Genomic DNA, 12,528 nt, shown 5'->3' on the forward strand with positions numbered 1-12,528 from the left:
TTCCTTAGCTTAATTTTGTTCAATTTTGTTATTATAGTATTTTATTCTTTTGCTTAGCTAAGTTTTGTTATAATTTTTTTATGAAAAAATGTATAAATATAGAAAAAATTCAAAAAATAGGCTTATTTTGTAGGTTAAACACAAACTTAAACAAGCAAATTGATTTTTTAAGAGCAATTTTTTTGCAAAAAAATATAGAGCTTGTGTTACTAGAGCAGGAAAAAATTAATCTAAAAGATTTACAGGAATTGGATTTTTTGATTTCTCTAGGTGGAGATGGTACGCTTTTATCTTTATGCAGACAAGCTTATCAAGCCAAAAAGCCTATTTTGGGTATAAATGCAGGAAATTTAGGTTTTTTAACAGCTCTTTCTTTTAATGAAGCAGAAAGTTTTTTTAAAGATTTTTTTAAAAATGATTTTAAAATAGAAAAAGCCAAAATGCTTCAAATAACGCTTTATAAAAAAAATAAAATCATTAAAAAATTTGCATTTAATGACGCGGTTTTTTCTCGTGATAATGCTTTAATGGCAAATGTGGAAGTTTTTTTTGAAAATAAACTTTTTAATGCTTATTATGGAGATGGTTTGATTATAGCTAGTTCAAGTGGTTCAACTGCTTATAATATTAGTGCAGGTGGGCCTATAGTGCATCCTTGGAGTGAAATTTTTGTTTTAACTCCAGTTTGTTCTCATTCTTTAACTCAAAGGCCTATAGTTTTACCTTATGGGTTTGAGCTTGAGCTAAAAGTTGAGCATTGTTTGCTGTATTTAGATGGACAAGAAGTGGTTGATCCTAAAGAATATGATAAAATTCTTATAGGGCTTAGCAAAAAAGAACTTAGTTTTATCCATAAAAAAAATAGAGATTATTTCCAAGTTTTAAAAGAAAAGTTAAATTGGGGCAAGTGATGATAGAAAGTATTTTGATTAAAGAAAATTTAGGTTTTAAACAAGCAAAATTAGACTTAGAAGAGGGACTTACTGTCTTTACTGGCTTAAGTGGTGCTGGAAAATCTGTGCTTTTTAAGGCTATTTTAGCAGCATTTGCTCTAAGTGAGAGTGAAGCTAAAATGGTGGAAATTTTATTAAATGATGAGCTTGAATTAGATGAATTTGGTATTGAAAATGAAGAATTAAATGTATTTAAACTTTTAAAAGACAAAAACTCGCGTTATTTTATCAATAATCAACTTATTTCAAAAAAGAATTTAGCCTTGCTTTCTAAGAAATTTATAAAATATCTTTCAGCTAAGGAAAATAATGAGTTCTCAAATGAAAGATTTTTAAACTTACTTGATTTTATGCAATCAAAAGAAGATAAGAAATTTCAAGATTTTTTAAATGAATATAAAAATATTTATAAAGAATACACAGAAAATAAAACTAAATTAGAAAAAATTCAAGAAGAAGAAAAAAAAGTCGAGGAATTAAAAGAATTTACGAGCTTTGAAATACAAAAAATCCAAAGCGTTAATCCAAAAATTGGTGAATTTGATGAGTTGATGAGTTTTAAAAAAAGACTTTCTAAAAAAGATAAAATTGACGCTGCTTGGAACAGGGCTAGTAAAATTTTTGAGTTAGAATCAGCAGTGATTGAAGCTTTGCAAATTAGTGATGTTGATAGTTCATTTTTTTCAGAGTGTTTAAATGAATTAAGGGTGGTGTGGGAAAATCAAAGCTTTGATGATTTTGATTTTGATATAGAAGAAGTACTTGATAGGATAGAAAAACTTTCTTCTTTGATTTCAAAATATGGAAGCATAGAAGAAGCTTTAGAAGCTTTAGAAAAGAAAAAAGCAGAATTAGCTCATTATGAAAATTTAAGTTTTGAAAAAAAGGAATTAGAAGAAAAAGTGCAAAGTGCTAGAATGCTTTTAGATGAGAAAAGTCAAAATTTAAGTACTTTGCGTAAAAAAAGATTAAAAGAGCTTGAAAAATTACTGAATTTTTATCTTGAAAAACTTTATATGAAGGAAGTTAAATTAGAACTTAAAGATTGTGCTTTAAGCATTTTAGGTAAAGATGAAGTGAGTTTAAATATTAATGAAGCTAGTTTAAAAAATTTAAGCTCAGGTGAGATAAACCGTCTAAGACTTTCTTTTATTGCAACAGAATGCAATGTTACTAATAAAGCTAGTGGAATAATATTTTTAGATGAAATTGATGCAAATTTAAGTGGTAAAGAAGCTATGAGTATAGCTGAAGTATTAAAAGAACTTGCTAAATTTTATCAAATTTTTGCAATTTCACATTTACCACAGCTTTCATCAAAAGCAAGCAATCATTTTTTAGTAGAAAAAATAGGAAATGAAAGTAGGGTAAGAAAAATAGAAAAAGAAGAAAGAGTAAGAGAGCTTGCTAGAATGGTAAGTGGGGAAAATATCACGCAAGAGGCTTTAGAATTTACTAGAACTTTACTTTAAAAACAAAAAGTAAATTTCTATATGTTATAATTATATTTTTAAATTATAAAGAGAGTTGACTATGGAAGAAAAAATTTTAATTATTGATGATAACAAAATGCTTACAAAGCTTTTGGCAAAAAAAGTAGAAAATACTTTGGGTTTAAAAGTGGATGTTGCTTTTGATATGAATAGTGCTAAAGAATTAGTGAAAAATGATTATTTTATGGCTTTTGTAGATCTTTGTTTGCCAGATGCTCCTAATGGAGAAGTAGTGGATGTGGTTTTAGAAAAAAATATCCCCGCTATAGTACTTACAGGAAGTAGCGATGGACAAACTAGAAAAAAATTTATGGAAAAAGATATTATAGGCTATATTCAAAAAGAAAGCGAAAGTTGTATTGATGAAATGCTAAGTTCCATTAGAATGCTTCAAAAAAACAATAAAACTAAAATTATTCTAGCAATCGCTAATGTAACTTTACGTGCAGAAATGAAAAAAAATCTTAATAATCAACTTTTTAATGTTTTAGCAGCAGCGCATGGAGAAGAAGCGCTAAGTTATCTTAGTGATAATCCTGATACGAAATTGGTAATTTGTGATGCAACTATGCCGGTAATTAATGGGGAAGATTTGCTTGTAGAAATTCGTTCAAAATACTCTAAGATAGAGCTTGGTGTGATTATGGTTGGAGATAAAGATGATGCGCTAGAGGCAAGAGCTTTTAGGAAAGGTGTTAATGATTATGTGATTAGACCTTTTCAAAAAGAATCGCTTAATTGTAGGGTAAATAATTGCTTAGATTATATGCAAAAATGTGTTTTGCTTGATGAGTATAGTTTGGGTAAAGATTTATTAACAGGACTTGATGATTATGCAAATTTTGAAAAAAGATTTTTAGATTATTTAGAAGATATGCAAGAAAATGAAGAATTAGCTTTAGCATTAATTGATATAGACAATCTTGCAACAATTAACTATGAACTAAGTTATGATTGCGGGGATGGAGTGATTAAACACACAGCTAAAAAAATCAAAGATCAAATTCGCGGTATGGATTTGGCAACTAGAATTGAAGATGGTAAATTTTACGTACTTTTAAAAAATACAGATAATAAAGAAGCATTGAAGGCTTTTTCAAATATAAGAGTAAATATTGCCAAAGAAAGTGTTTTGATAGGTTTAGATGAAGTTGATTATAGTGTTTCTGTAGGGGTTGCTTTTGGGGGTAAAACAAGTCAAATACAAGATTTGTTAGATAATGCTCAAAAGGCATTAGATTTAGCTAAGGCTAATGGTAAAAATAGGGTAGAGGTATGTTTTTAGATTGTGATTTTGAAAATAAAATCATAGATACACATTGTCATTTAGATAGTCAAGCTTATTTTGGATATTTAGATGAGATGCTAAATCATGCTTTTGCTAATGGAGTAGATAAAATCATCATACCTGGTGCAGATATAAAAGATTTGCCAAGAGCAAGAGAAATTGCACATGATTATGAAAATGTGTATTTTTCTTGTGGGGTGCATCCTTATGATATAGATGATTTTGACTTGGATGTTTTAAAAGAATTTATAAATGATAAAAAATGCGTTGCAGTGGGTGAGTGTGGGCTTGATTATTATCGTTTAAGAGCTGATGAGAATGAAATAAAAGTAAAACAAAAAGAAGTTTTTATAGCCCAAATTCAGCTAGCTATTGAATATAAAAAGCCTTTGATTGTTCATGTGCGTGAGGCTAATGAAGATAGTTTTAATATTTTAAAAACACACGCAAAAGATTTACAAGGTGGTGTTTTGCATTGTTTTAATGCTAGTGAGCTTTTACTTCAGCTAGCAGATGATGGTTTTTATTTTGGTATAGGTGGGGTTTTAACTTTTAAAAATGCAAAAAAACTAGTAGAAGTTTTACCTAAAATTCCAAAAGATAAACTAGTCTTAGAAACAGATGGACCTTATTTAACTCCAGAACCACATCGTGGCAAGGTAAATGATCCTATTTTGACACATTTTGTTGCTCAAAAAATGGCTGAGCTTTTAAATTTATCTAAAAATGAAATAATAAAACTTACTAATTTTAATGCTAATCGTTTGTTTTTCCAAGGTTTATAATGAAAAAAAGCTTTTTATTTTTTATTTTAGTATTATTATGTTTAAATGCTAAAGCCTTGCAATTTACTCCAGAACACTACACTCAACAAGCACAAATTTTAAGGAATTTAGATATAGAAGCAAGTTATCTTAGTGATATGATTTTTTTAGAATTTAAAGAATCTTCCATGGATATGCATTCTAAAACTTTAGTAGATACGATGAGGGAATTTTACAAAATTACTCCAATTATCCGTAAAATTTTAGAAAAAGAAGATATTCCGCAAGAATTTTTATACTTAGCAATTGTAGAATCTGGTTTAAAAATTCACAGTATTTCAAAAACTAAAGCTGTAGGCGTTTGGCAATTTATGAAACCAACAGCACAAACTTTAGGTTTAAGGATAGATCCTTATGTAGATGAGAGAAAAGATTTAGTAAAATCAACTTATGCAGCTATTACTTATTTAAAGCAATTAAAAGAGCAGTTTGGAAAATGGTATTTGGCTATTTTAGCTTATAATTGCGGTGATGGCAAATTAAGACAAGCTATAAAAAAAGCCAAAAGTGATGATTTAAGAATCTTACTTGATCCTGATAAAAAATACTTGCCATTAGAAACTAGGATTTTTATTAGAAAAATTCTTACTATGGCATTTTTAGCTAAAAATAATGATTTTTTAATTTCACAAGATAGTGCCTTGCTTAATTATGCCCTATCAAGTGAAGTTAAAAAAATTTCAGTTCCACCAAGTGTTTCTTTAGAAGAGCTTGCTAAAGTAGCTAAAATGTCTTATAAAGAATTTAAGCGTTATAATCCACATTTTAATTATGATTTTACTCCACCTGATAAAAAGGATTATTATATGTATATTCCTTTAAGCAAAAGTGTGGCAGTAGAAAAGGCTTTGGAGAATGTAAAATTAGCTAAGGTGGATACAACCATTCCGCATACAAAAATTTATATAGTAAAAGAGGGTGATAGTCTTTATACTATTGCAAGAAAACACAAAATAAGCGTTGAAAGCATTAAAGAATACAATAAAATAAAAGGAAATTTAATCAACATCAATCAAAAACTTGTGTTAAAAATTAAGGAGAATAATAATGCAAAAATCAAAACTACTCAAAAATTACCAAAAGACTCTCATACAAAAGTCGTTAGTCGTTAGTTGTGTAGGGGTTTTATTTAGTGCTTGTTCTATGGCACCTATAAGTGCTCCTACCGTATATTATCCAGAGAGAGATTTTAAAAGTGTAAAACATAATAACACTAGTTTAAAAGGCACTATGAAACCTTACACTATTAATGGTAAAACTTATTATCCAACTGTAGTAGAAGTAGGTGAGACTGCTGATGGTATAGCTAGTTGGTATGGACCAGGTTTTCATGGTAAAAAAACCTCCAATGGTGAAACTTATGATCAACACGCTTATACTGCAGCTCATAAAACTTTACCTATGAATACCATAGTAAAAGTAACTAATTTAAAAAATCACCGTCAAACTACGGTTAGGATTAATGATAGAGGGCCTTTTGTAGCAGGTAGAATTATAGATTTATCTAATATGGCTGCAAGAGATATAGATATGATTCAATCTGGAACAGCTCCTGTAAGACTTGAAGTAATTGGCTTTGGAACAAGTGCAAGTTCGGGCTCAGTTCATACCAATTCTAATTTAGGCAGCAGTGGAGAGATTGCTGATAGTGGTCATATTTTCCAAGGTGGATCTTTTATGGTGCAAATTGGAGCATTTAGAAATAAAAGCGGTGCAGAGCTAATTGCAAGTAGATATAAAAACTATAATTCTTATACTTCAACAATACAAACAAGTGCTAAAGATGGCTTACATAGAGTATTTTTAAAAGGCTTTAGAAGTGAGCAAGAAGCAAGAGATTTTGTTGATAGTGGTTCCTTCCCAGGTGCGTTTATAGTAAGAGAGTAAGATTATGATAGAACTTATTTTTTTAGATGTAGATGGTTGTCTAACAGATGGTAAAATCATCTACACACAAAATTATGGCGAGATTAAAGAATTTAATGTAAAAGATGGCGCGGCGATTGAAGCTTGGCAAAAGCTTGGTAAAAAAGTTGCTATCATTACAGGTAGGACTAGTGAGTGTGTGTATTTTAGAGCCAGGGATTTAAAAATTGATCTAGTTTATCAAGGTATTAGTGATAAACTAGCTTGTGCTAAGGAAATTTTAGAAAAATTAAATTTAGATTTTTCTCAATGTGCTGCTATTGGGGATTATTATAATGATATGAGTTTGCTTGAAGCAGTTGGATATAGCTTCAAGCCAAAAGATGCACATAAGGCTTTGAAAACTGATAAAGTTTTAAATAGAAAAGGTGGCAATGGAGCAGTGAGTGAGATGATTGAAATTTTAATTGAACACAATAATATGCAAGCTCAATGGGATAAACTTTGGCGATAAAAATTTTTGCTATATTAATGAGTTTATTTGCCTTTGTTATGGTGATTTTAAGTACTCAAGATCCATATTTATTTACTGTAAAACCACAAAAGGTAGATGTGGCAAATATGCAAGCTTTCGATGTGCTTGATTATGAGTTAAATGCTAGTGTGATTAAGGCTACATATCAAGCAAGTCGTTGGATAAAATATCAAGATAAAGATATCTTTGATGATTTTAAAGTTCAAGCGCTTGATTATAATTTAAGTTCAGATTTATTAGTAAGAAATGAAGAAAAATCCATTTTAGAAGGCAATGTAAGTTATTTTGATTATAATCAAACTTCTATTTTTACCCAAAAAGCAACTTATGATATGAAAAATAAAATTTTATTTTCTAATGATAATTTTAAAGCCTATGTAGGTTTAAATGAGATTTTTGGGGATAATTTTTTATATGATGTGAATCAAAAAGAATTAAAAATTCAAGGAATAAAAGCATGGTTTTTAGAGCAATAATTTTTTTGTGTTTGTTAAATTTATTTGCATTTAGTGCGCAAAAAATAGAAGTGTACGCTAAGGATTTTTACTTAGATGAAAAAAATGAAACAAGTGTATTAAGTGGTGATGTAGAAGTTAAAAAAGGTAATGATGTTTTAAATTCGCAAAAATTAGTTATTTATATGAAAAACAAACAACCCATCAAGTATATAGCTACTAAAGATGCTAAATTTAAAATCATGATGAAAGATAAAACTTATCATGGAAGCGGTGATGAGTTTATTTATAATGTAGCTAAGGATATATATGAGATTAATGGTAATGCAAAAATTACAGAAATGCAAACAAAAAAAGAACTCATAGGGGATAAAATCATAGTAGATAGAAAAAATATGACTTATAGAGTAGTGAGTAAAGATAAAAAACCTGCTAAGTTTGTATTTGAAGTAAAAGAATGATATTAAATGCTAAATTTTTAATTTCTGCTTCCAAAATAGACGAAGCACCACAACCTATATACACTGAAATCGCCTTTTTAGGACGCTCTAATGTGGGTAAAAGTTCTTTGATTAATACACTATGCAAAAATAAAAATTTAGCAAAAAGTTCTTCAACCCCAGGTAAAACCCAACTTATTAATTTTTTTGAAGTTGATTGCAAAAAAGATGAGGATAAATTTAAATTAATATTTATTGATTTACCTGGTTTTGGTTATGCTAAAGTGAGCAAAAAAACTAAGGCTATTTGGAATAAAAATTTAGATGAGTTTTTAAAAGAGCGCAGTTCTATCAAGCTTTTTATCCATCTAATAGATTCAAGACATGAAAATTTAGATATTGATTTAAATTTGGATTTGTATTTGGATTCTTTTATTAGAGCTGATCAAAAAAAAATAACGGTTTTTACAAAAGCAGACAAGCTCAATCAGAGTCAAAAGGCTAAACTTTTAAATGCAAACAAAAATGCTATCTTAGTATCAAATTTGAAAAAAAGCGGTATTGATAAATTAGAGCAAAAAATCATTTTAGAGAGCTTGGGTTTTAATGAGGAGTAGAAATTTAGTAAAAAATAGATTTGATTTTTCTTATTTGTTTTTTTATTTATCTTTGATTTTTTATCAAGTACTAAGTTCTGTGTATTATTGGATGCCTCCTTTATTTGGGGTGTTTTTTTGTTATATGATAGTACTTTTAAAAGAAAAAGAAAGAACTCTTAGTAAACTTGATTTTAGATGGTATTTTTCTTTGTTTTATCTTTTATTGATTGATATTATCCATGGATTTTATCTTTTTAGTTCATGGATAGCTTTTTTTGTTTTTTATCATCTTTTTGTTGATTGGTTTAAAAGCAAGTTAAAACTAGGTCATTATTTACTCGTTATATTTACCTTTTGTGCTTATATTTTTATCTATCTTTTTGATGTGTTTTTAGCATATTTAGATAATAATGAAATTTTAAAATTTGGTATTGAATATCTATGGTTTTTTGCTGTTGAAGCTTTGATTTCTTTTGTTATTTTTAAAGGAAAAATCTAATATGCGTATGCGTTTGGTGATGGGCTTTATAGCTTGTTTTTTCTTGCTTTTGCTTGCTAGAGTGTATTATATAAGTATTAAATCTAATGTTTATTATGAAGAAATAGCTAAACAAAATGCCATTAAAACGCAATTTTTGGCACCTGTTAGAGGGCAAATTTTAGACATAAAGGGTAGACCCTTAGCGGTAAATAAATTAGGTTTTTCGATCTCTATAAAGCCATATTTGCATATAAAAAAGAAAAACAGAGCTCTTTTAGAGCAAGAATTACAAGCTATAGCAGGAGCCTTTCCGGATTTAAATGTTACTAAGCTCAAAAGAGCTTATGTAAAAGCGGATTCTTATTATAACCAAGATTATATAGAAGTGGTTCCATTTATAGAATATGACGCGATGATTAAGCATTTTACTAAGCTTAATTTGCGTGAAAATATGCAAGTTAAATCTACTACTCAAAGATTTTATCCTTATGATGCTTTAGCTAGCCATGTTATAGGTTATGTTGGAAAAGCAAATTTAAATGATATGAATGAAAATGAAATTGCAAGATTGACTAGCTATGTAGGGCGTAGTGGCATAGAGCGTTCTTATAATGAAATTTTACAAGGCCAAAAGGGCGAAAAGGTTAGCAAGGTAAATGCATTAAATAAAGAAATAGAAGAACTTTCTTATAAAAAGCCTACTTCAAGTAATATCACTTTAAGTATAGATCTTGACTTGCAAGAATATTTGGCCAGTATTTTTGAAAATTTAGCAGGTGCAGCTATAGTAATGGATGTAAAAAATGGGGCTATTTTAGCAGCGGGTAGTTTTCCTGAGTATAATCTCAATCCTTTTGTTACGGGTATTAGCCAAGAAGAATGGGATAAACTTTCTAATGATTTAAACCATCCTTTTACTAATAAACTCATTAATGGACTTTATCCTCCAGGTTCGGTTGTAAAAATGGGTACAGCTTTAGCCTTTTTAGATAGTGGTAAAGTAAGTGAAAATCATAAATACTTATGTGATTCTAACTTTGAGCTTGGTGGTAGAAAATTTAGATGTTGGAAGGCTATAGGTCATGGTTATGTAAATATGATTGATGCTATTAGAGAAAGCTGTGATGTGTATTTTTATAAAGGCGCTTTGGAAGTTGGCATTGACATCATTAGTTCTGTTTTTGAAAGAATAGGTTTTGGCGCAAAAACAGGAGTTGATTTACCTAATGAATTTATAGGAACAGTTCCTAATAGAATATGGAAAAAAGAAAAATACAACCAACCATGGTATCAAGGTGAAACTTTAAATACAAGCATAGGTCAAGGTGATTTTCTTGCTACTCCTATGCAAGTGGCTAAATTTACAGCTATGATTGCTACAGCTAAAAATATCACACCACATTTTTTACATAGCGTTGATGATAATGTTACTAAGGTAAATTTTGACAATAATAAAAGTGTTTTTACAACTTTTGAACTATCAAAACTTCCACTTTTAAGGCGCGCTATGTATGAAGTTGCTAATGAAGATGGTGGGACTACGGCAAGATTTTTAAGAAATTCACCTATTACCATAGCAGCTAAGACAGGAACAGCTCAAGTAGTTGGAATTTCTCAAAGTGAAAAAAAGCGTATTAAAGAAGAGGATTTGGAGTATTTTTTAAGATCTCATGCTTGGATTACTTCTTATGCACCTTATGAAAAACCACAATATGTAGTAGTGGTTTTAATCGAACATGGAAAAAGCGGTAGTAGCACAGGAGGACCTATACTGGCTAAAATTTATCAAAAACTTATAGATTTGGGTTATATTGATAAAAAATATATCAAGAAAAAGACTAGATAATTAGCATTCCATCGCCATATGAGTAAAAACGATAGTTATTTTCTATGGCTTCATGGTAAAGTTTTAAGGTTTTTTCTCTACCTATAAATGCTGCCACAAGCATAATTAAAGTTGATTTTGGTAAGTGAAAATTAGTAAGTAAATAATCAAGTCTTTGCGGGGTGTTTTGCGGGTGTAAAAATAAATCACAAAAACCTTCTTTTATTTTTTTTCTATGATAATATTCTATACAACGAGTAACAGTAGTACCTACACCTAGTATTTTCTTAGAAGAATCAATCAAAACACAAGTTTCATCATCAATATGAAAAAATTCTGAATGCATTTTATGATTGCGTATATCTTCACATTCTACACCTTTAAAAGTTCCTGCGCCAACGTGTAGTGTGATAGTATGGATATTGTGATTTTTTTTAAGCTCATTAATCATTGTTTCATCAAAATGCAAGCTCGCAGTAGGTGCAGCAACCGCACCTTGATTTTTAGCAAAAATACTTTGATAGTTAATACTATCTTGTGCTTCATCTGCTCTTTTAATATAAGGTGGTAAAGGAATATGGCCTATTTTTTCTAAAATTTTAAAAACTTCATGATGGTTAAGCTCTTTTTCATCATTAAAAAATTCAACTTCTCTTGTACCATCATCATGTAATTTTTTGATTTTAGCTTTTAAAGAATTTTCAAAATATAAAATTTGTCCTTCTTTAACCTTACCCCGAATTTGCACTAAAAAATCATTATTTTTTAAAGGATGGTTGATAAAAAGTTCTATTTTGCTACCGCTTTCTTTATTTCCATAAATTCTTGCTTTGATGACTTTAGTGTCATTAAAGATGATTTCACAAGGTGGTAAAATTTTAGCTAAGTCCTTAAAATGCAAATGTGAAATTTGATCTTTACATCTTTCATATACTAAAAGCTTAGCATTTTCTTTAGGTAAAATAGGAAAATTTGCTATAAGTTCATTTGGTAAGTTATAATCATAACTAGAAAGCAAAAGATCTTTATCCATTGTTTTCATCATTTTCTTTTTGACTAGGATTAACTTTTTTAGCTATATAAATAGAAATTCCATAAAGTCCGCACAAAGGCACAGCCATTAAAAATTGCGATATAACATCAGGTGGTGTCATCATAGCTGAGAAAACAAAAATAACTAAAACAGAAACTCTAAAATGTTTTTTCAAAAAAGTATCATCAACAAGTCCAAGTTTAGCAAAGAAAAAGGTTATTACAGGCATTTCAAAAGCTAAGCCAAAAGCAATCACTAATTTAGTAAAAAACCCTACATATAAACCTATGCTAATTAAAGGCTTAAAATCTTGGGTTTGAACCCCAAAATCAATCAAAAATTTAAAAGCTAAAGGTATAACTATATAATAACAAAACAAAGCACCAAGCGCAAACATAATGCTCGCAAAGCTTACAAAAGGCACTACTAATCTTTTTTCATTATCATAAAGTCCAGGTGCTACAAACTTCCAAAACTGCCAAAAAATAACTGGCAAAGAAATCAAAAAAGCCGTAAAAAATGAAACCTTCATCGCAGTAAACAAAGGCTCTTGTAACTCAACGAAGGTCATTTGTCTTGAAATTTCAGGTAAGGCTGCTTCAACAGGTGCTTTTAGTATATCTATGATATAGTTATTAAAACTAAAACATACAAAAAACATCACAACAACACAAGCAACACTTATAAATAATCTTTTTCTAAGTTCTACTAAATGCGGTTTTAATTCTTCAAACAT

The 12,528-nt window shown here is 29.2% G+C and carries 14 protein-coding genes; 12 read left to right on the forward strand and 2 right to left on the reverse strand.

What is annotated here, in order from left to right; translation table 11 throughout:
- Positions 1–80 precede the first annotated feature (80 nt).
- From CLLT_RS03570 to mrdA, 12 genes are all read left to right on the forward strand, one after another.
- Positions 81–911 carry an NAD(+)/NADH kinase gene (locus CLLT_RS03570; RefSeq protein ID WP_012661362.1) on the forward strand — a complete coding sequence of 277 codons (831 nt, stop codon included), beginning with the start codon at positions 81–83 and terminating at the stop codon, positions 909–911.
- Positions 911–2,425: an AAA family ATPase gene (locus CLLT_RS03575; RefSeq protein ID WP_074691947.1), complete on the forward strand. Its 1,515-nt coding sequence runs from the start codon at positions 911–913 to the stop codon at positions 2,423–2,425. Before CLLT_RS03570 ends, CLLT_RS03575 begins: the two co-directional genes overlap by 1 nt.
- Before the next feature lie 61 nt (positions 2,426–2,486).
- Positions 2,487–3,731, forward strand: a complete 1,245-nt coding sequence (cbrR, locus tag CLLT_RS03580) for a bile resistance response regulator CbrR (RefSeq protein ID WP_070257092.1) — start codon at positions 2,487–2,489, stop codon at positions 3,729–3,731.
- Positions 3,722–4,519 (forward strand): TatD family hydrolase, encoded by a 798-nt coding sequence (locus tag CLLT_RS03585; RefSeq protein ID WP_074691950.1) that lies wholly within the window; start codon positions 3,722–3,724, stop codon positions 4,517–4,519. Before cbrR ends, CLLT_RS03585 begins: the two co-directional genes overlap by 10 nt.
- Positions 4,519–5,670: a lytic transglycosylase domain-containing protein gene (locus CLLT_RS03590; protein WP_074691952.1), complete on the forward strand. Its 1,152-nt coding sequence runs from the start codon at positions 4,519–4,521 to the stop codon at positions 5,668–5,670. The genes CLLT_RS03585 and CLLT_RS03590 overlap by 1 nt, the downstream gene beginning before the upstream one ends.
- Complete coding sequence (locus tag CLLT_RS03595; RefSeq protein ID WP_012661367.1) at positions 5,606–6,445, forward strand: septal ring lytic transglycosylase RlpA family protein; 840 nt, start codon at positions 5,606–5,608, stop codon at positions 6,443–6,445. Before CLLT_RS03590 ends, CLLT_RS03595 begins: the two co-directional genes overlap by 65 nt.
- 4 nt (positions 6,446–6,449) lie before the next feature.
- Positions 6,450–6,938 (forward strand): 3-deoxy-D-manno-octulosonate 8-phosphate phosphatase, YrbI family, encoded by a 489-nt coding sequence (locus tag CLLT_RS03600; protein ID WP_039618077.1) that lies wholly within the window; start codon positions 6,450–6,452, stop codon positions 6,936–6,938.
- Positions 6,929–7,435: a hypothetical protein gene (locus CLLT_RS03605; protein ID WP_012661369.1), complete on the forward strand. Its 507-nt coding sequence runs from the start codon at positions 6,929–6,931 to the stop codon at positions 7,433–7,435. The genes CLLT_RS03600 and CLLT_RS03605 overlap by 10 nt, the downstream gene beginning before the upstream one ends.
- Positions 7,417–7,875, forward strand: a complete 459-nt coding sequence (gene lptA / locus CLLT_RS03610; protein WP_012661370.1) for a lipopolysaccharide transport periplasmic protein LptA — start codon at positions 7,417–7,419, stop codon at positions 7,873–7,875. Before CLLT_RS03605 ends, lptA begins: the two co-directional genes overlap by 19 nt.
- Complete coding sequence (gene yihA / locus CLLT_RS03615) at positions 7,872–8,471, forward strand: ribosome biogenesis GTP-binding protein YihA/YsxC (RefSeq protein WP_012661371.1); 600 nt, start codon at positions 7,872–7,874, stop codon at positions 8,469–8,471. Before lptA ends, yihA begins: the two co-directional genes overlap by 4 nt.
- The gene (locus CLLT_RS03620) at positions 8,461–8,952 is read left to right on the forward strand and encodes a hypothetical protein (protein WP_012661372.1); all 492 of its coding nucleotides are present in this window, start codon (positions 8,461–8,463) and stop codon (positions 8,950–8,952) included. Before yihA ends, CLLT_RS03620 begins: the two co-directional genes overlap by 11 nt.
- Before the next feature lies 1 nt (position 8,953).
- On the forward strand, positions 8,954–10,780 hold the full coding sequence (gene mrdA / locus CLLT_RS03625) for a penicillin-binding protein 2 (protein ID WP_074691955.1): 1,827 nt from the start codon (positions 8,954–8,956) through the stop codon (positions 10,778–10,780).
- On the opposite strand, the gene queA is transcribed toward mrdA, so the two are convergent.
- Positions 10,773–11,792 carry a tRNA preQ1(34) S-adenosylmethionine ribosyltransferase-isomerase QueA gene (queA, locus tag CLLT_RS03630; RefSeq protein WP_074692139.1) on the reverse strand — a complete coding sequence of 340 codons (1,020 nt, stop codon included), beginning with the start codon at positions 11,790–11,792 and terminating at the stop codon, positions 10,773–10,775. The two genes, mrdA and queA, sit on opposite strands and share 8 nt — an antisense overlap.
- Positions 11,785–12,528 carry a twin-arginine translocase subunit TatC gene (gene tatC, locus CLLT_RS03635; protein WP_074691957.1) on the reverse strand — a complete coding sequence of 248 codons (744 nt, stop codon included), beginning with the start codon at positions 12,526–12,528 and terminating at the stop codon, positions 11,785–11,787. The genes queA and tatC overlap by 8 nt, the downstream gene beginning before the upstream one ends.

The organism is Campylobacter lari subsp. lari, from assembly GCF_013372185.1.
In the GTDB taxonomy this organism is placed as follows: domain Bacteria; phylum Campylobacterota; class Campylobacteria; order Campylobacterales; family Campylobacteraceae; genus Campylobacter_D; species Campylobacter_D lari.